Source organism: Citrobacter sp. KTE30 (assembly GCF_000398825.1).
Classification (GTDB): Bacteria; Pseudomonadota; Gammaproteobacteria; order Enterobacterales; family Enterobacteriaceae; genus Citrobacter; species Citrobacter freundii.
On record NZ_KB976055.1, the window covers coordinates 441748 to 461713 of the forward strand.

Annotated in this window: 16 protein-coding genes and 1 pseudogene; 11 read left to right on the forward strand and 6 right to left on the reverse strand. The window is 52.0% G+C overall.

All coding sequences use genetic code 11. The features are described from left to right. Positions 1 to 257: 257 nt before the first annotated feature. The 3 genes from tal (at position 258) to WC1_RS20580 (ending at position 3341) form a co-directional block, all read left to right on the forward strand. Positions 258 to 1211: a transaldolase gene (gene tal / locus WC1_RS20590; RefSeq protein WP_003018974.1), complete on the forward strand. Its 954-nt coding sequence runs from the start codon at positions 258 to 260 to the stop codon at positions 1209 to 1211. Between the two features lie 110 nt (positions 1212 to 1321). Further along, a complete protein-coding gene (gene mog / locus WC1_RS20585; protein WP_003018973.1) occupies positions 1322 to 1909 on the forward strand; it encodes a molybdopterin adenylyltransferase in 588 nt (195 codons plus the stop codon). A 124-nt stretch (positions 1910 to 2033) separates the two neighbouring features. Beyond that, positions 2034 to 3341 (forward strand): MFS transporter, encoded by a 1308-nt coding sequence (locus WC1_RS20580; RefSeq protein ID WP_003837314.1) that lies wholly within the window; start codon positions 2034 to 2036, stop codon positions 3339 to 3341. A 34-nt stretch (positions 3342 to 3375) separates the two neighbouring features. Here WC1_RS20580 and satP read toward each other — a convergent pair whose 3' ends face one another. The 3 genes from satP to WC1_RS20565 all read right to left on the reverse strand — a co-directional run bounded on the left by satP (position 3376) and on the right by WC1_RS20565 (position 5242). Beyond that, positions 3376 to 3942, reverse strand: a complete 567-nt coding sequence (gene satP / locus WC1_RS20575) for an acetate uptake transporter (RefSeq protein WP_003018969.1) — start codon at positions 3940 to 3942, stop codon at positions 3376 to 3378. Between the two features lie 148 nt (positions 3943 to 4090). Beyond that, complete coding sequence (msyB, locus tag WC1_RS20570) at positions 4091 to 4804, reverse strand: acidic protein MsyB (protein ID WP_003837316.1); 714 nt, start codon at positions 4802 to 4804, stop codon at positions 4091 to 4093. 33 nt (positions 4805 to 4837) lie between these two features. After that, positions 4838 to 5242, reverse strand: coding sequence for a DUF2541 family protein (locus WC1_RS20565; protein ID WP_003018965.1), 405 nt, complete (start codon positions 5240 to 5242; stop codon positions 4838 to 4840). Positions 5243 to 5625: 383 nt separating this feature from the next. On the opposite strand from WC1_RS20565, the gene dnaK reads away from it, so the two are divergent. The 4 genes from dnaK to nhaR all read left to right on the forward strand — a co-directional run bounded on the left by dnaK (position 5626) and on the right by nhaR (position 11078). Continuing rightward, positions 5626 to 7548, forward strand: coding sequence for a molecular chaperone DnaK (gene dnaK / locus WC1_RS20560; RefSeq protein ID WP_003018959.1), 1923 nt, complete (start codon positions 5626 to 5628; stop codon positions 7546 to 7548). Positions 7549 to 7633: 85 nt separating this feature from the next. Next, positions 7634 to 8767 (forward strand): molecular chaperone DnaJ, encoded by a 1134-nt coding sequence (gene dnaJ, locus WC1_RS20555; protein ID WP_003837322.1) that lies wholly within the window; start codon positions 7634 to 7636, stop codon positions 8765 to 8767. Positions 8768 to 8973: 206 nt separating this feature from the next. Next, complete coding sequence (gene nhaA / locus WC1_RS20550) at positions 8974 to 10140, forward strand: Na+/H+ antiporter NhaA (protein WP_016149526.1); 1167 nt, start codon at positions 8974 to 8976, stop codon at positions 10138 to 10140. 38 nt (positions 10141 to 10178) lie between these two features. Then, entirely contained in the window at positions 10179 to 11078 is a 900-nt protein-coding gene (gene nhaR / locus WC1_RS20545) for a transcriptional activator NhaR (protein WP_003837333.1), read from the forward strand. Positions 11079 to 11127: 49 nt separating this feature from the next. On the opposite strand, the gene WC1_RS20540 is transcribed toward nhaR, so the two are convergent. From WC1_RS20540 to rpsT, 3 genes are all read right to left on the reverse strand, one after another. After that, entirely contained in the window at positions 11128 to 13167 is a 2040-nt protein-coding gene (locus WC1_RS20540; RefSeq protein WP_016149527.1) for a glycoside hydrolase family 31 protein, read from the reverse strand. A 40-nt stretch (positions 13168 to 13207) separates the two neighbouring features. Next, positions 13208 to 14581, reverse strand: a complete 1374-nt coding sequence (locus WC1_RS20535; RefSeq protein WP_003837335.1) for an MFS transporter — start codon at positions 14579 to 14581, stop codon at positions 13208 to 13210. Between the two features lie 463 nt (positions 14582 to 15044). Beyond that, entirely contained in the window at positions 15045 to 15308 is a 264-nt protein-coding gene (rpsT, locus tag WC1_RS20530; RefSeq protein WP_003018940.1) for a 30S ribosomal protein S20, read from the reverse strand. A 117-nt stretch (positions 15309 to 15425) separates the two neighbouring features. Here rpsT and WC1_RS24900 point away from each other — a divergent pair. From WC1_RS24900 to lspA, 4 genes and pseudogenes are all read left to right on the forward strand, one after another. Then, positions 15426 to 15629: pseudogene (locus WC1_RS24900) on the forward strand (DUF2575 domain-containing protein). 7 nt (positions 15630 to 15636) lie between these two features. Continuing rightward, positions 15637 to 16575 carry a bifunctional riboflavin kinase/FAD synthetase gene (gene ribF / locus WC1_RS20525; RefSeq protein WP_003845657.1) on the forward strand — a complete coding sequence of 313 codons (939 nt, stop codon included), beginning with the start codon at positions 15637 to 15639 and terminating at the stop codon, positions 16573 to 16575. Positions 16576 to 16612: 37 nt separating this feature from the next. Next, positions 16613 to 19429 carry an isoleucine--tRNA ligase gene (ileS, locus tag WC1_RS20520; protein ID WP_016149528.1) on the forward strand — a complete coding sequence of 939 codons (2817 nt, stop codon included), beginning with the start codon at positions 16613 to 16615 and terminating at the stop codon, positions 19427 to 19429. Then, the gene (gene lspA, locus WC1_RS20515) at positions 19429 to 19926 is read left to right on the forward strand and encodes a signal peptidase II (protein WP_016149529.1); all 498 of its coding nucleotides are present in this window, start codon (positions 19429 to 19431) and stop codon (positions 19924 to 19926) included. The genes ileS and lspA overlap by 1 nt, the downstream gene beginning before the upstream one ends. Positions 19927 to 19966 lie beyond the last annotated feature (40 nt).

Sequence of the window (19966 nt, forward strand, 5' to 3'; positions counted from 1 at the left end):
ATGCCGGTAAGCGCGAAGATTTCCGTGTAAGCGCTACCAATAATCGACCAGTATATACCTTGTCATGAGAGTGATTGCGGGAGTTTATCATAACAATCGTTATATCCCGCAATTGCGCATCACAGGCTTTGAGATGCGTAATCAGGGCTGAGCGGCGGGTCGGACAATCCAGGCGGTTGCGCTGAGAGTGCGTCGTGCTATCATCAGGGAAGATCGGTTACATCCCCCTAACAAGCTGTTTAAAGAGAATCGCTATCATGACGGACAAATTGACCTCCCTTCGTCAGTTCACCACAGTAGTGGCCGACACCGGAGACATCGCGGCAATGAAGCTGTATCAGCCTCAGGATGCCACAACTAACCCTTCTCTCATTCTTAACGCAGCGCAGATCCCAGAATACCGCAAGCTGATTGATGACGCTGTAGCCTGGGCTAAGCAGCAGAGCAACGACCGCGCACAGCAGATCGTCGACGCGACCGACAAACTGGCAGTAAATATCGGTCTGGAGATCCTGAAACTGGTCCCGGGTCGTATCTCTACTGAAGTTGACGCTCGTCTGTCTTACGACACCGACGCGTCCATCGCGAAAGCAAAACGTCTGATCAAGATGTACAACGACGCTGGCATCAGCAACGATCGCATTCTGATTAAACTGGCTTCAACCTGGCAGGGCATCCGTGCCGCTGAGCAGCTGGAAAAAGAAGGCATCAACTGTAACCTGACTCTGCTGTTCTCCTTCGCGCAGGCACGTGCATGTGCAGAAGCTGGCGTATACCTGATTTCTCCGTTCGTTGGTCGTATTCTTGACTGGTACAAAGCCAACACCGACAAGAAAGAGTATGCACCGGCAGAAGATCCGGGTGTGGTTTCCGTAACGGAAATCTACGAGTACTACAAACAGCACGGTTACGAAACCGTGGTGATGGGTGCGAGCTTCCGTAACATCGGCGAAATCATTGAGCTGGCAGGCTGCGATCGTCTGACGATTGCTCCGGCACTGCTGAAAGAGCTGGCGGAAAGCGAAGGCGCTATCGAACGTAAACTGTCCTTCTCCGGCGAAGTGAAAGCGCGTCCTGCACGCATCACCGAAGCTGAGTTCCTGTGGCAGCACAACCAGGATCCGATGGCTGTAGATAAACTGGCGGACGGTATCCGTAAGTTTGCTGTAGACCAGGGTAAACTGGAAAAAATGATCGGCGATCTGCTGTAATCATTTAAGCGTGACCCTGATATGGGTCACGCTACCTCTTCTGAAACCTGTCTGTCCTTCCTTTCGCAGTGTATCATTCTGTTTAACGAGACTGTTTAAACGGAATAATCATGAATACTTTACGCATTGGCCTGGTTTCCATTTCTGACCGTGCTTCCAGCGGCGTTTACCAGGATAAAGGTATCCCGGCCCTTGAAGAGTGGCTGGCATCTGCCCTTACCACCCCTTTTGAGCTGCAAACGCGACTGATCCCGGATGAACAGGCGATCATCGAACAGACCTTATGCGAGCTGGTTGATGAAATGAGCTGTCATCTGGTGCTGACTACCGGCGGAACGGGTCCGGCACGTCGCGACGTGACCCCCGATGCTACGCTTGCCGTCGCTGACCGCCAGATGCCAGGCTTTGGCGAACAGATGCGCCAGATAAGTCTGCACTTTGTGCCAACGGCTATTCTCTCCCGCCAGGTTGGTGTGATTCGCAAACAGGCGTTGATCCTGAATCTGCCTGGGCAGCCGAAATCGATCAAAGAAACGCTGGAAGGCGTGAAAGATGCCGACGGTAAGGTTATCGTACCGGGTATTTTTGCAAGTGTACCGTATTGTATACAGTTGCTGGATGGGCCGTATGTGGAAACCGCACCGGCTGTTGTAGCATCTTTTCGTCCTAAAAGCGCAATTCGCGATACAAACGCCTGAAAGTAGCCCGATCGTGACATAAGTGCCAATCATAGTGGAGTATTGAATTGTTTACGATATAGTAATTTTTGCTTTACATGTATCGACAGACAGATTCAATAACTCCACTGACTGATGGTTTGCTATGTCACAACACACTCGACCGCTTAATCGCCAGGATTATAAAACTCTTACGCTTGCTGCCCTCGGCGGTGCGCTTGAGTTTTATGATTTCATTATCTTCGTCTTCTTTGCCGCTGTTGTTGGTGAACTGTTCTTTCCGGCAGACATTCCTGAGTGGCTACGTCAGGTGCAAACCTTCGGCATTTTTGCCGCCGGATATCTGGCGCGTCCGCTGGGTGGCATCATCATGGCGCACTTTGGCGATCTGGTCGGGCGTAAGAAAATGTTCACCCTGAGCATTTTGCTGATGGCGATACCGACGCTGGCGATTGGTCTTTTGCCTACCTACGCCTCAATGGGGATCCTCGCACCGCTGCTGTTACTGCTGATGCGCATTTTGCAAGGCGCTGCCATCGGCGGAGAAGTGCCGGGCGCGTGGGTGTTCGTGGCGGAGCACGTACCGGAGCGCCGCATCGGCATTGCCTGTGGCACGCTGACCGCCGGGCTGACTGTGGGGATTTTGTTGGGATCGGTGGTTGCTACGCTGGTGAATACCAACCTGACGCAACAGGCGGTGCATGACTACGGCTGGCGTATCCCGTTCCTGCTGGGGGGCGTTTTTGGGCTGGTGGCGATGTACCTGCGTCGCTGGTTGCAGGAAACGCCCATCTTCCTCGAAATGCAGCAGCGTAAAGCACTTGCGCAAGAGCTACCGGTGAAGTCGGTGGTGAGTAAGCATAAAAAAGCGGTGGTTATTTCAATGCTGCTGACCTGGCTGTTATCGGCCGGGATTGTGGTGGTGATCCTGATGTCACCAGTCTGGCTGCAGAAGCAGTATGGCTTTGCACCCGCGCTAACGTTACAGGCCAACAGTGTCGCTACCATTATGCTGTGCGTCGGCTGTCTGCTGGCCGGATTTATTGTCGACCGGGTCGGCGCCAGCAAAACCTTTATTGTCGGCAGCCTGCTGCTGGCCTGTTCGAGCTGGTTTTTCTATCACCTGACCGGCAGCCATCCTCAGCACTTGTTCCTGTTATACGGGCTGGTGGGATTATGCGTTGGCGTGGTCGGCGCAGTGCCTTATGTCATGGTGCGGGCGTTTCCGGCGGAAGTCCGTTTTACCGGCATTTCCTTTTCCTATAACGTCTCATATGCCATTTTTGGTGGTCTGACGCCAATCGCCGTGACGATGTTAATGAGCGTGTCGCCAATGGCTCCGGCCTGGTATGTGCTGGCGTTATCGCTGGTGGGGTTAGGTCTGGGGATTTGGCTGCGACAGGATATTTATCATCGCGATACGAGCGTACAGGGAGAGTTACAGCGTTTGTAAGGAATATCCCCCCTTCAGGGGGGATATTGTCAGATTAGTGCGCTTCACCAATCGGCAGGATGGTACGGCCAAACTGTTCGTTCAGCACTTCACCCATCGCCAGGTAAATGGCGCTTGCACCACACACTAAGCCAACCCAACCCGCTACGTGAATGATTGCTTCGTTACCTGCAATGTTGCCAACGGCCAGCAGGGCGAACAGCACTGTCAGGCTCAGGAACACGAACTGCAGCATGCGCGCGGCTTTCAGCGTACCGAAGAACATGAACAGAGTGAACACGCCCCACAGACCCAGGTAAGCGCCCAGGAACTGACCATTGGTTGCATCCGCAAGGCCCATTTTCGGCATCAGCAGAATCGCAACCAGCGTCAGCCAGAACGAACCGTAGGAGGTAAAGGCGGTTAAACCGAAGGTGTTGCCTTTTTTATATTCCAGAAGACCGGCAAAAATTTGCGCGATACCGCCGTAGAAAATGCCCATCGCCAGAATAATAACGTCTAAAGCGAAGAAACCCGCGTTATGCAGGTTAAGCAGAATGGTGGTCATGCCAAAGCCCATCAGGCCCAGCGGTGCCGGATTAGCCAACTTAGTGTTGCCCATAATTCCTCAAAATCATCATTGATTGAATGGTGAAATAGTTTCCCCAAATAACGATCACTGTCTTCGGGGCGCGGCATAATAATCAGGGGAGAGGGCACTGTCTATGATCTAACGAAGGGAAAACGAATTATTTTCCCTGTGATGGGCATCACGCTTGTGCGTGGTTGAACATTCTGCGCAGGCAGGCAATGTGGAGTACAGCTGGGATCGTCACCCGATAAGCGCTGCCGCTCACCGCTTTAACCCCGTTTAAAGCCGCACCTACCGGGCCGCCAAGTCCGGCTCCGCGCAGTAATCCGTGCCCGATTACGCTGACGGCGGCGTGGGTTCGCAGAATTTTGGTTAACTGGCCGGAGAGCAGGTGAGAGACGCCTTTTGCCAGGTGACGATCCTTCAATAATAACGGTAGCAGTTCTTCCAGTTCAGAAACTTTTGCATCGACAGCCTGCAGAAATTCCTGCTTTTGTCCGGCATCCATTTTTTGCCAGGCATTGCGTAAAAAGTGCTCCAGCAGAGACTGTTCAATTTCGAACGTGGACATCTCTTTATCAGCTTTAATCTTCAGACGCTTCGAAACGTCCAGCAAAATCGCCCGATACAGTTTTCCATGTCCACGGAGTTTATTGGCAATGCTGTCGCCCCCATAATGCTGCAGTTCGCCAGCAATCAGTTGCCAGTTGCGGCGGTGCTGTTCCGGATGTCCTTCCATCGATTTAAATAAATCGTTGTGGTTGAGAACGCTCGACAGACGGGCTTTCCCCTTTTCATTATGTGTAAGCAGGCGGGTAATATTGGCGAGCTGCTCCTCACTGCAATGCTGAAGAAAATCGAGATCGTCGTCATTCAAATAGGTGACATTCATGTTTCTATGGCTTTTGAATAAAAGAATGGGGAATTAGTCGTCGCCGATGATTTTCAGCGTCGCCATATCAGAAGAGTTCACCGTATGGCCGGAGAAGGTAATTTTTTTCACGCAGCGCTTATTGTCGTTGTCGCTATTGATGTTGATCCAATTGGTCGTTTGCCCTTCTTTGATGGAGGAAGGCACGTTCAGACTCTGGCTGGACATGCGGGCAGCTTTGAAATAAACCGATGCACCACTGAGCTGTAAATCACCATGATCGGCCGTAAGTTGAATGCGTTTCACCACGCGGCAAACGGGAAGTTTCAGCGTTAGATCGTTGGTTTCATTACGAGGCATGGCGATCACGCCGAGGACTTTATGATCGTTAGCGTGTGCGGCGCTGCTTAGCAGCAGGCCCATAAGCAGGCTGGCGGAAAGGGTTAATACGGATTTCATGGAATTTCTCTTTGACGGCTGTAAAAGTGTGTCGTTTCAGACCATCTTACCGCTGTCAGAATCATGATTCATGCTTGTAATCTTTTCTTTTTATTACAATTTTTATGTGAATGGTTGTGCTGAATTTATCTGTTTTATGAATTAATTTTGATTTGAGACTATTCATTTTTTAATCTTTTAGCCTTTTTTCTGCGATTTTATTGCCACAAGGCTAAAAAAAATTTTCATGCCCCCCTTGATGACGTGGGTTACGACCCCATCTTGTAAGCAACCGCAGTGGTGAGTCTGAAAAAAAACGATTCAGGGTAGTTGAAACCGCACGTTTCGCCCTTATTACAGATTCACAACCACATGATGACCGAATTTTTAGTGGAGACGTTTAGATGGGTAAAATTATTGGTATCGACCTGGGTACTACCAACTCTTGTGTAGCGATTATGGATGGCACTACTGCACGTGTGCTGGAGAACGCCGAGGGCGATCGCACCACGCCTTCTATCATTGCTTATACCCAGGATGGTGAAACTCTGGTTGGTCAGCCGGCTAAACGTCAGGCAGTGACAAACCCGCAAAACACCCTGTTTGCGATTAAACGCCTGATTGGCCGCCGCTTCCAGGACGAAGAAGTACAGCGTGATGAAGCCATCATGCCGTACAAAATCATCGGTGCTGACAACGGTGATGCATGGATTGACGTAAAAGGTCAGAAACTGGCACCGCCGCAGATTTCTGCTGAAGTGCTGAAAAAAATGAAGAAAACGGCTGAAGATTACTTGGGTGAGCCGGTAACTGAAGCAGTTATCACCGTACCTGCATACTTTAACGATGCTCAGCGTCAGGCAACTAAAGACGCCGGTCGTATCGCAGGTCTGGAAGTAAAACGTATCATCAACGAACCAACCGCAGCTGCGCTGGCTTACGGTCTGGATAAAGAAGTCGGCAACCGTACTATCGCGGTATATGACCTCGGTGGTGGTACTTTCGATATCTCTATTATCGAAATCGACGAAGTTGACGGCGAAAAAACCTTCGAAGTTCTGGCAACCAACGGTGATACCCACCTGGGTGGTGAAGACTTCGACAGCCGTATGATCAACTACCTGGTTGACGAGTTTAAGAAAGATCAGGGTATCGACCTGCGTAATGACCCGCTGGCGATGCAGCGTCTGAAAGAAGCCGCTGAGAAAGCGAAGATCGAGCTGTCTTCCGCTCAGCAGACCGACGTGAACCTGCCGTACATCACTGCAGACGCGACCGGTCCGAAACACATGAACATCAAAGTGACCCGTGCGAAACTGGAAAGCCTGGTTGAAGACCTGGTTAACCGTTCTATCGAGCCGCTGAAAGTTGCTCTGCAGGATGCTGGCCTGTCCGTATCTGATATCAACGACGTTATCCTCGTTGGTGGTCAGACGCGTATGCCGATGGTGCAGAAGAAAGTCGCTGAGTTCTTCGGTAAAGAACCGCGTAAAGACGTTAACCCGGACGAAGCCGTAGCAATCGGTGCTGCTGTTCAGGGTGGTGTATTGACCGGTGATGTTAAAGACGTGCTGCTGCTGGACGTTACCCCGCTGTCTCTGGGTATCGAAACCATGGGTGGCGTAATGACTCCGCTGATCGCGAAAAACACCACTATCCCGACCAAGCACAGCCAGGTGTTCTCTACCGCTGAAGACAACCAGTCTGCGGTAACCATCCATGTGCTGCAGGGTGAACGTAAACGTGCTGCTGATAACAAAGATCTGGGTCAGTTTAACCTGGATGGTATCAGCCCGGCTCCGCGCGGTATGCCGCAGATCGAAGTTACTTTTGACATCGATGCCGACGGTATCCTGCACGTTTCCGCGAAAGACAAAAACAGCGGTAAAGAGCAGAAGATCACCATCAAGGCTTCTTCTGGTCTGAACGAAGAAGAAATTCAGAAAATGGTTCGCGAAGCAGAAGCGAACGCAGAATCTGACCGTAAGTTTGAAGAGCTGGTTCAGACCCGTAACCAGGGTGACCATCTGCTGCACAGCACTCGCAAGCAGGTTGAAGAAGCAGGCGACAAACTGCCGGCTGACGACAAAACTGCCATCGAGTCTGCACTGACCGCGCTGGAAACTTCTCTGAAAGGTGAAGACAAAGCGGATATCGAAGCGAAAATGCAGGCGCTGGCACAGGTTTCCCAGAAACTGATGGAAATCGCTCAGCAGCAGCACGCACAGCAACAGGCTGGTGCAGCAGGCGCTGATGCTTCTGCAAATAACGCGAAAGATGACGACGTTGTCGACGCCGAGTTTGAAGAAGTGAAAGACAAAAAATAATCGCCCTTTGAACGGGTAATTACTGGCACGGGCGAAGAGGTTTCCTCTCCGCCCGTGCACGCATGTTAGGGGCAGATAAAAAGAGATGGCTAAGCAAGACTATTACGAGATTTTAGGCGTTTCCAAATCAGCGGAAGAGCGTGAAATCAAAAAGGCCTACAAGCGCCTGGCCATGAAATATCACCCGGATCGCAACCAGGGTGATAAAGAGGCCGAAGCCAAGTTTAAAGAGATCAAAGAAGCGTACGAGATCCTGACCGATGCGCAAAAACGTGCGGCCTACGATCAGTACGGTCATGCTGCGTTTGAGCAAGGCGGTATGGGCGGCGGCGGCGGTTTTGGCGGCGGGGCTGACTTCAGCGATATCTTTGGTGACGTGTTTGGCGATATCTTTGGCGGCGGTCGTGGTCGTCAGCGCGCCTCACGTGGTGCTGATTTACGTTACAACATGGATCTCACTCTGGAAGAAGCCGTGCGTGGCGTCACCAAAGAGATCCGTATTCCGACTCTGGAAGAGTGTGACGTCTGCCACGGTAGCGGCGCGAAGGCGGGCACTCAGCCGCAAACCTGTCCAACCTGTCACGGTTCCGGTCAGGTGCAGATGCGTCAGGGCTTTTTTGCCGTACAGCAGACCTGTCCACACTGTCAGGGCCGCGGTACGCTGATCAAAGATCCGTGCAACAAATGCCACGGGCATGGTCGCGTTGAGAAGAGCAAAACGCTGTCTGTTAAAATCCCGGCTGGGGTTGATACCGGCGACCGTATCCGTTTGTCTGGTGAAGGCGAAGCCGGTGAGCATGGCGCGCCAGCAGGTGATTTGTACGTTCAGGTGCAGGTAAAACAACACCCAATTTTCGAACGTGAAGGCAATAACCTCTACTGCGAAGTGCCGATTAACTTTGCGATGGCTGCTCTGGGCGGCGAGATTGAAGTCCCGACGCTGGACGGTCGCGTGAAGCTAAAAATTCCGGGCGAAACGCAAACTGGCAAACTTTTCCGCATGCGTGGAAAGGGCGTCAAGTCTGTACGCGGTGGCGCTCAGGGAGACCTGCTGTGCCGCGTGGTAGTGGAAACCCCGGTTGGCCTGAACGACAAGCAGAAGCAACTGCTGAAAGATTTGCAGGACAGCTTTGGCGGCCCGACGGGTGAACAAAACAGTCCGCGCTCCAAAAGTTTCTTCGACGGTGTGAAGAAGTTCTTTGACGATCTGACTCGCTAATTCGCCGTTTTATCTCGAATAAAAAGCCTGGGACTGAAAAGCCTCAGGCTTTTTTATTTCTGTTTTCCGCTCGGAAAATCTTTATCGACTTTATTTGGATACATCGTAAAAACCGATCTATCAATCACAAATAATCTAATTTTAACGAGCTTTTTGAGGGTGTAAGATAGTATTTACGAAGTATTCACCCAATAGAGAGAATAAAAGTGAAACATCTGCATCGTTTTTTTAGTAGTGACGCCTCGGGGGGCATCATTCTGATCATCGCTGCCGTGGTCGCTATGCTGATGGCAAACATCGGGGTAACCAGTGGATGGTACCACGCCTTTTTGGAAACGCCCGTTCAACTGCGGGTTGGCGCGCTTGAGATCAACAAAAATATGCTGCTGTGGATCAACGACGCTTTGATGGCGGTGTTCTTCCTGTTGATTGGTCTGGAGGTGAAGCGCGAGTTGATGCAAGGCTCGCTGGCCAGCCTGCGTCAGGCAGCGTTTCCGATCATTGCCGCTATCGGGGGCATGATTGTCCCGGCGCTGCTGTACCTGGCATTCAACTATGCCGATCCCATCACCCGTGAAGGGTGGGCGATCCCGGCGGCAACGGATATCGCTTTTGCATTAGGCGTGCTGGCGCTGTTGGGCAGCCGTGTACCGCTGGCGTTGAAAATATTCCTGATGGCGCTGGCGATTATCGATGACCTCGGTGCTATCGTAATTATCGCGCTGTTCTATACCAGCGATCTCTCGCTGTTGTCGCTGGGGGTTGCCGCGTGCGCGATCCTCGTTCTGGCGGCATTGAATCTGTGCGGAGTGAGACGTACCGGGATTTATATTCTGGTTGGCGTGGTGCTGTGGACTGCGGTACTGAAGTCCGGCGTGCATGCGACGCTGGCTGGCGTGATCGTCGGTTTCTTCATTCCGTTAAAGGAAAAACACGGGCGTTCACCGGCGAAGCGACTGGAGCATGTTCTGCATCCATGGGTGGCATACCTGATCCTGCCACTGTTTGCCTTCGCCAACGCGGGCGTTTCACTGCAGGGCGTTACTATTGATGGACTGACCTCGGTGTTACCGCTGGGGATCATTGCTGGTTTGTTGATCGGTAAACCGTTGGGTATCAGTCTGTTTTGCTGGCTGGCGTTACGCCTCAAGGTGGCGCGATTGCCAGAGGGAACGAATTTCCAGCAGATTATGGCGGTCGGCATTCTATGCGGCATTGGCTTTACGATGTCGATTTTTATCGCCAGCCTGGCGTTTGGGAACGTCGATCCTGAGCTGATTAACTGGGCGAAACTGGGGATCCTGATCGGTTCCTTGCTGTCGGCGGTAATAGGTTACTGCTGGTTACGCACCCGGTTGAACGCGTCAGCCTGACGGGATAACCCTTTTGTGACAATTTTCAGGGAGTGAGTATGTCTCATATAAACTACAACCACCTGTACTACTTTTGGCATGTCTATAAAGAAGGTTCGGTGGTTGGCGCTGCAGAAGCGCTTTATCTGACGCCGCAAACCATTACCGGACAGATTAAAGCGCTTGAGGAACGTTTGCAGGGAAAGCTGTTCAAGCGCAAGGGGCGTGGACTGGAGCCTAGTGAGTTAGGCGAATTAGTTTTTCGTTATGCGGATAAGATGTTCACCTTAAGCCAGGAAATGCTGGATATCGTGAACTACCGCAAAGAGTCTAATTTACTGTTTGATGTCGGCGTGGCGGATGCGCTATCGAAGCAGTTGGTCAGTAGCGTGCTGGATGCCGCTGTGGTTGAAGATGAACAAATCCATCTGCGTTGTTTTGAGTCAACACATGAGATGCTGTTGGATCAACTCAGTCAGCATAAGCTGGATATGATTATCTCCGACTGCCCGATCGACTCTACGCAGCAGGAAGGGCTGTTCTCAGTGCGGATAGGCGAATGCAGCGTGAGTTTTTGGTGCACCAAACCGTTGCCTGAAAAACCCTTCCCGGCCTGCCTTGAGGAGCGTCGATTACTGATCCCTGGACGTCGTTCAATGCTCGGTCGTAAGCTGCTGAATTGGATCAACTCACAAGGATTGAATGTCGAAATCCTCGGCGAGTTTGATGACGCTGCGCTGATGAAAGCGTTTGGCGCAACGCATAATGCCATTTTCGTTGCACCTACGCTGTATTCACACAATTTCTATGCCGATGATTCTATTGTTGAAATTGGACGCGTAGAGAATGTGATGGAGGAGTATCACGCCATATTTGCTGAAAGGATGATCCAGCATCCGGCGGTGCAGCGTATTTGCAATACGGACTACTCAGCACTGTTCAAGTCGCCACAGGTCTAAACGCCTTCATGTTGCCGGCTGCGGTGTACTAACCGCAGCCGGACTGTGACTACAGTTTCAACATATTACGATACTGCCCGCCTTCGCGGATAAATACCGGAATTCTGTTCAGGGGAGCGTCATAGCGTAGCGTTTGTCCTCCCTGATAGCTCTCGCCGGTTGCAAGATCCGTCCATGTTTCACCTTCCGGTAGCCAAACGTCACGCTCGCGCATACCTTCAAGCATGACGGGCGCAACCAGCAGGTCGGGGCCAAAACAGTACTGGTCGGTAATCTCCCAACTCCTTGTCTGTTCTGGGAATTCAAAAAACAGGGTGCGCATAACCGGGGCATTGCGTTCGTGTGTTTCCGCCATCACCGCTTTGATGTACGGCTTTAACTTTTCTCGCAACGTCAGACAGCCGGTCAACACTTCGCACACCTCTTCACCATAGCTCCACACTTCGTTTGCAGCACCGGTCGGACACTGGGCAATACCGTCACGGTAAGGATGTTCTGGTAAAATCTGCGGATCGCGGTTGCCGTGCAGGCGCATCACTGGGCTAAACACGCCCCACTGGAACCAGCGAATCAGCAACTCATGAAAGTGTGGGTCGTGAATATTGCCGCCATGAAAGCCGCCAATATCTGTTGTCCACCACGGGATACCTGCAATACCCATGTTCATCCCGGCGGCAAACTGATTGCGCAGAGAACGAAACGATGAGTGGATATCACCTGACCAGACCAGCGCGCCGTATTTCTGACTTCCGGCCCAGGCGCAGCGCAGCAGGTTGATCACCTGGTCTTCGCCATCGGCTTTCATGCCGTCAAAAAAGGTTTTGGCGTACATTCGCGGGTAGATATTGCCCACTTCCAGCACCGGTCCGGCGTGGTAGCGATAATTATCGTAGTCGTAAACGCTGAACTCCGGCTCGGCTTCGTCTAGCCAGAAGAGCTTCACGCCTTTATCGTAATAGTTGCGTTTTGCTTTACCCCAGACGTAGTCGCGAGCGTCGGGATGGGTGGCATCAAAGAAAGTGGTATTGCCGAGGAAATCCATATTAATCGGCAATCCGCGCTCTGTTTGCACCAGCCAGCCGTTTTCGCGCATCTCCCGATAGCTCTCGGTTCGGCTATCCACAGTTGGCCAGACGGAGACCATTAGCTCAATACCCAGCGATTTTAGCTCGGCGATCATGGCATCGGGATCGGGCCAGTCCCGCGAGTCGAACATCCAGTCCCCCTGATTTGGCCAGTGGAAGAAATCGATCACGATTACCGAGATGGGGAGATTGCGCCGTTTGTACTCGCGGGCGACGGCGAGCAACTCCTCCTGAGTGCGATAACGTAACTTGCACTGCCAGAAGCCCATGGCGTAATCCGGCATCATCGGCGGCGTGCCCGTGGCGAGCGCATACGCCCGGCTAATTTCTGCCGGGGTATCGCCAGCGGTGATCCAGTAGTCCAGTTGCTCGCTGATTTGAGCTTCCCACTCGGTCACGTTGTGGGCGAATGTCACGCGGCCGACCGCCGGATTGTTCCATAAAAATCCGTAGCCCAGGCTTGAGAGCATAAAGGGCACCGAGGCCTGAGAGTTGCGCTGGGCCAGTTCGAGCACGCATCCTTTGAGATCCAGATTAGCCTGCTGATATTGGCCCATGCCGTAAATTTTTTCCCCTTCGGTGGCTTCGAAGCGGGCTTTAAGTGAATATTTCCCACCCTGAATAGGGCGGAATTCGCGTCCCTCAAGGTTGAGTGCGCTGACGTACTGGCCGTGAGAAGATTCATCCTCGCCAATTTCGCCCCGCAGGCGCCAGAACTCCTGCAACAGGGGTTTGTGTGGATGACGGTAAAAGGTAACTTGTCCTTTTTGATTGACGATAGCGATAATTTTGCCGTTGGTCATTGTCGCCTGGTGGTGCTCATAATCGATGTGGCAGTGGCTTTCTGCGACTGGCTCAATCAATGCCCAGTCTTCATTTCTCATTACCGGCAGATGACGACCACTGCGTACGCGCAGGCTGTTCTCGCCCCAGGGTTCAATCCACAAATAGCGATCGTTTTGCTGCCAGACCAGACGACGCGGGTCATGTTGCACAAATGGCATGGTGGTGCCTCCCATATTTTGAGGGTAAAGATTAAGAAAGTTATTGGGTGATGGTTTCCAGATCGTGGCGAATCGTCTCTTCCATTGCTTCGTACTTACGGAAGAAAAGTAGCGGGATCGCCGCGAGTGCGAAGAGTAGGGCGGGCGCCCAGATAAAGGCCCAGGTAATGCCTTCCAGGCCCGCAGCGCTTTGGGCATGGTTCGGGACATAGCCAAAACTGTTCATGATCCAGGCGGCGAAAGCGGTACCCAGACCACTGCCCATCTTGATGCAGAAAGTACTGCCGAAGGCGATAAGAATGCCCGTGGCCTTGATGCCCGTTTTCCAGGCACCGAAGTCGACGGCAAAGCCCAACATGGCAAACGGCATTGAGCAGGCGATTCCGCTACCGATATTGCCGAGCACCCAGGCCGCGATGAGGAAAGGTATGTTGTCCGCCGCCAGCCACATCAAGACGCCGCCGAACGTGGCGACCAGCAAGCCTCCTACCCATATCCAGGTTTTAGCCAGGAATTTGCTAAAGAAAGGGATGGCGATGATGAACAGGATCTGAATCGTCGCCAGACTGTTAATCAGCGGAACCAGGTCTTTGCGATCGAGGTTGTAGGTCAGATAATAAACAATGGTTGTGGACCGCTGTTGCAGGGCAATCCAGAAGATCAGATTGGCCAGCACCATCAGGATCCATGGCCAGTTACCTTTCATTGCCGTGAAACTTTTTTTCATCGGCAGTTTGGGTTCTTGCTGTATTTTATCCGCATCCATTTCGCGGATATTTTTAAAGGCGAAAAGCGTTAGCGAACAGGATATCGCAGCAAACAGAATTGCCGTGTAAATAAATCCGGCATGATCATTTCCGTTACCTAAAAATGCAACCAGGGGTAATGCTGTGGCATTCATTAATAAAACCCCAATTTGTCCCCCGGTCATTCTCCAGGAATTTAATACCAGCCGTTCCTTAGGGGACAGAGTCATTAGAGGTAATATTGCGCTGAGCGGTGTATTGAGTCCGGTAAATAAAATGCTGGCAATCATGTAGGATATTGCTGCATATATGGCTTTTCCTGTCATGCTGATATCTGGAGACCAAAATGACAGCGCGCTGAATACACCAAAAGGCAGCGGCAGCCATAAGAACCAGGGACGACATTTACCGTAACGTGAACGTGTTTTATCGATAATGATCCCCCAGATTGGGGCATCTATACCATCTACGATACGCGCCAACAGCAGGATGACACCTGCTACGGCGAGACTAATACCCGCAACGTCAGTGTAGAAATATAAGATGTAGGTTGAGCCGAAACAGTACAGTAGATTACCTGCCACATCCAAAGAGCCGTAGCTAATACGCTGTAGTAAAGATAATGATGCTGACCCGCAAGACTGGGTATCCTCAATAACAGAACTCATAATAATAACTCCGATATTGGTGCGATACGCCCAGAAAAACAACTTTTACTTTCCAAGCAAGTTTTAAATATTATTTTTTATGTCGTTACTGAATTTAACCTCAGATTAAAATGAGTGAGTAAGGTGTACATGGAAAGTAGTTGACCCTACCGCAGCAATCAATTATCAAATCTTACATCAGGATTGCGTTTATTCGTTTTTGAATGAGCGATGTTTCTATTTGCTAAGGTGGTCACAGTTTTTTTAATAATGAAATAAAAAAAGGAAAACAGTGAAAGAAAATAACTTTCAAGTATTACGCGACGCGACTAACTAAGGGAGGGATAGCTGAAAAAACAGGCTGGTCAGGAAGAGCGTGGGCGAGTGAGAACAACATCAGTGGTTGAAGAGAAAAACGCCAGATAGCAGGCATAAAAAAACCCGCTTTCGCGGGTTTTTTCACAAAGCGTCAACAAGCAGGCGATTAAGCCAGTTTGTTGATCTGTGCAGTCAGGTTTGCTTTATGACGTGCAGCTTTGTTTTTGTGGATCAGACCTTTAGCAGCCTGACGGTCCACGATTGGTTGCATTTCGTTAAATGCTTTCAGTGCAGTAGCTTTGTCGCCAGCTTCGATAGCTGCGTATACTTTCTTGATGAAAGTACGCATCATAGAGCGACGGCTAGCGTTGTGCTTGCGGGCCTTTTCAGACTGAACGGCGCGCTTCTTAGCTGATTTGATATTAGCCAAGGTCCAACTCCCAAATGTGTTCTATATGGACAATTCAAAGGCCGAGGAATATGCCCTTTTAGCCTTCTTTTGTCAATGGATTTGTGCAAATAAGCGCCGTTTAAATTCCAGCACTCGTTGCGTAGTGATGGCGCAGGATTCTACCAGCTTGCGTGGCGTGAATACAGCTTTTCGACGAGAAAAATTGCATTGGCGTACCCGTGAAGGGCGTCAATTTGTTTCATAACAATGAAAACCATCCTCTTTCTGTTTCGTAGAAACAATCGCCGGTTAACCTTGACCGCGGTACAGGGTATACTTTCACGATTTTCACTGTTTTGAGCCAGACATGAAGCTGATACGAGGCATACATAATCTCAGCCAGGCCCCGCATGGGTGTGTGCTGACTATTGGTAATTTCGACGGTGTGCACCGTGGCCACCGTGCGTTGCTGCAAGGCTTACGGGAAGAAGGGCGCAAACGCAATTTACCGGTGGTGGTAATGATTTTCGAGCCACAACCGCTGGAACTGTTTGCGACGGACAAGTCACCTGCGCGCCTTACCCGCCTGCGGGAAAAACTGCGTTATCTGGCCGAATGCGGTGTGGACTACGTGCTGTGTGTGCGTTTTGACAGGCGTTTCGCCGCATTAACGGCGCAGACCTTCATTAGCGACCTGCTGGTGAAGCGCCTTGGTGTACAATTTCTTGCCGTTGGCGATGATTTCCGCTTTGGCGCTAGCCGTGCGGGCGATTTCTTGTTATTACAGGAAGCGGGCGCTGAGTATGGTTTTGATATCACCAGCACCCAAACCTTCTGTGAAGGCGGTGTGCGTATCAGCAGCACCGCAGTACGTCAGGCGCTGGCCGAAGATAACCTGCAACAGGCCGAAAGCCTGCTTGGGCATCCTTTTACTATCTCAGGACGCGTCGTTCACGGTGATGAGTTAGGGCGTACCATCGGTTTTCCGACGGCAAACTTACCGCTTCGTCGTCAGGTTTCTCCGGTGAAAGGTGTTTATGCGGTTGAAGTGATGGGACTGGGTGACAAACCGTTGCCCGGCGTCGCCAACATCGGCACCCGCCCGACGGTAGCAGGCGTACGCCAGCAGTTGGAAGTGCATCTATTGGACGTTGTAATGGACCTGTATGGTCGCCATATAGATGTAGTACTGCGTAAAAAAATACGCAGCGAACAGCGATTTGCCTCGCTGGATGAACTAAAAGCGCAGATTGCGCGTGATGAGTTGACTGCCCGTGAATTTTTTGGGCTAACAAAACCGGCTTAATGCCTATACGAGTTTTAAATACGGAACCGAGAATCTGATGAGTGACTATAAATCAACCCTGAATTTGCCGGAAACAGGGTTCCCGATGCGCGGCGATCTCGCCAAGCGCGAACCGGGAATGCTGGCGCGTTGGACTGATGATGACCTGTACGGCATCATTCGTGCGGCCAAAAAAGGCAAAAAAACCTTCATTCTGCATGATGGCCCTCCTTATGCGAATGGCAGCATTCATATTGGTCACTCGGTTAACAAGATTCTGAAAGACATTATCGTGAAGTCCAAAGGACTCACGGGCTATGACTCGCCTTACGTTCCGGGCTGGGACTGCCACGGTCTGCCGATCGAGCTGAAAGTAGAGCAGGAATACGGCAAGCCGGGCGAGAAGTTCACCGCCGCTGAGTTCCGCGCTAAATGCCGTGAATACGCTGCTACGCAGGTTGACGGTCAGCGTAAAGACTTTATCCGTCTTGGCGTACTGGGCGACTGGTCGCATCCGTACCTGACCATGGACTTCAAAACCGAAGCCAATATCATTCGCGCGCTGGGTAAAATCATCGGCAACGGTCACCTGCACAAAGGTGCGAAGCCGGTGCACTGGTGCGTTGACTGCCGTTCCGCGCTGGCGGAAGCGGAAGTTGAGTATTATGACAAAACCTCCCCGTCCATCGACGTGGCGTTCCACGCTGCCGATCAGGATGCGGTGAAAGCGAAGTTTGGCGTTTCTGACGTCAACGGCCCGATCTCTCTGGTTATCTGGACCACTACCCCGTGGACGTTACCGGCGAACCGCGCAATCTCTCTGGCACCTGATTTTGACTATGCGCTGGTGCAGATTGACGGCCAGGCTGTGATTCTGGCGAAAGATCTGGTTGAAAGCGTCATGCAGCGTATTGGCGCGGCTGAATACACCATTCTCGGCACAGTGAAAGGCGCTGAGCTGGAACTGCTGCGCTTTACCCATCCGTTTATGGGCTTTGACGTGCCGGCTATCCTTGGCGATCACGTTACGCTGGACGCGGGTACCGGCGCGGTCCATACCGCTGGCGGTCACGGTCCGGATGACTACGTCATCAGCCAGAAATACGGTCTGGAAATCGCTAACCCGGTTGGCCCGGACGGCGCATACCTGGCGGGTACCTATCCGGATCTGGACGGTGTGAACGTCTTTAAAGCCAACGACAAAATCGTTGCGCTGCTGAGCGAAAAAGGCGCGCTGCTGCACGTTGAGAAGATGCAGCACAGCTACCCATGCTGCTGGCGTCACAAGTCACCGATCATCTTCCGTGCGACCCCGCAGTGGTTCGTCAGCATGGATCAGAAAGGCCTGCGCGCGCAGTCGCTGAAAGAGATCAAAGGCGTACAGTGGATCCCGGACTGGGGCCAGGCGCGTATTGAATCGATGGTTGCCAACCGTCCTGACTGGTGTATCTCCCGTCAGCGTACGTGGGGTGTGCCGATGTCTCTGTTTGTTCACAAAGACACCGAAGAGCTGCATCCGCGCGCTATCGAACTGATGGAAGAAGTGGCTAAACGCGTTGAAGTTGACGGTATCCAGGCGTGGTGGGATCTCGATCCGAAAGATATCCTCGGCGACGAAGCTGACCAGTATGTCAAAGTCCCGGATACGCTGGACGTGTGGTTCGACTCCGGTTCAACCCACTCATCCGTCGTGGATGTGCGTCCTGAGTTTGCGGGCCATGCGGCAGATATGTATCTGGAAGGTTCTGACCAGCACCGTGGCTGGTTCATGTCTTCCTTGATGATCTCCACCGCCATGAAAGGCAAAGCACCTTATCGCCAGGTACTGACCCACGGTTTCACCGTTGATGGTCAGGGCCGTAAGATGTCCAAATCTATCGGTAACACCGTTTCTCCGCAGGACGTGATGAACAAACTGGGCGCGGATATTCTGCGTCTGTGGGTTGCTTCTACCGATTACACCGGTGAAATGGCCGTTTCTGACGAAATCCTGAAACGTGCTGCCGACAGCTATCGTCGTATCCGTAACACCGCGCGCTTCCTGCTGGCGAACCTGAACGGGTTCGATCCGGTTAAAGACATGGTGAAACCGGAAGAGATGGTGGTGCTGGATCGTTGGGCGGTAGGTTGTGCGCAAGCGGCGCAGGACGAAATCCTGAAAGCCTATGAAGCCTATGACTTCCACGAAGTGGTACAGCGCCTGATGCGCTTCTGCTCCGTAGAAATGGGTTCGTTCTACCTCGACATCATCAAAGACCGTCAGTACACCGCGAAAGCGGACAGCGTGGCGCGTCGTAGCTGCCAGACTGCGCTGTTCCATATTGCAGAAGCGCTGGTTCGTTGGATGGCGCCGATCATGTCCTTCACCGCCGATGAAATCTGGGGCTACCTGCCGGGCGATCGTGAGAAGTACGTCTTTACCGGTGAATGGTACGAAGGTCTGTTTGGCTTAGGCGAAACCGAAGCGATGAACGATGCCTACTGGGACGAGCTGCTGAAAGTGCGCGGCGAAGTGAACAAGGTTATCGAGCAGGCGCGTGCGGATAAGAAAGTCGGCGGTTCTCTGGAAGCGGCAGTGACCCTGTACGCTGAACCTGAGCTGGCGGCGAAACTGACCGCGCTGGGTGAAGAGTTGCGTTTTGTACTGCTGACCTCAGGTGCGACGGTTGCGGATTATGCGGCTGCTCCTGCTGATGCTCAGCAGAGCGAACTGCTCAAAGGTCTGAAAATCGTACTGAGCAAAGCCGAAGGTGAGAAATGCCCGCGCTGCTGGCATTACACTACCGACGTCGGCCAGGTGGCGGAACATGCAGATATCTGCGGACGCTGTGTCAGCAACATCGCCGGTGATGGCGAACAACGTAAGTTTGCCTGATGAGTAAGCCTCTTTGTTCAACAGGACTACGCTGGCTGTGGCTGGTGGTAGTCGTGCTGATTATCGATTTAGGCAGCAAGTACCTGATCCTCCAGAACTTTGCTCTGGGGAATACGGTGTCGCTGTTTCCGTCGCTTAATCTGCACTACGCGCGTAACTATGGTGCGGCGTTTAGCTTCTTAGCTGACAGCGGCGGCTGGCAACGTTGGTTCTTTGCCGGTATCGCTATCGGTATTTGCGTCATCCTGATGGTGATGATGTATCGCTCGAAGGCGACGCAGAAGCTGAACAACATCGCGTATGCGTTAATCATTGGCGGTGCGCTGGGCAACTTGTTTGACCGCCTGTGGCACGGCTTCGTGGTTGATATGATTGACTTTTACGTCGGCGACTGGCATTTCGCGACCTTCAATCTGGCCGATACAGCTATCTGTATCGGGGCGGCATTGATTGTTCTCGAAGGCTTCCTGCCGTCGAAAGAGAAAAAAGCCGCATAAAAAAATGCCGGATGGCGCTATGCTAATCCGGCCTACAATT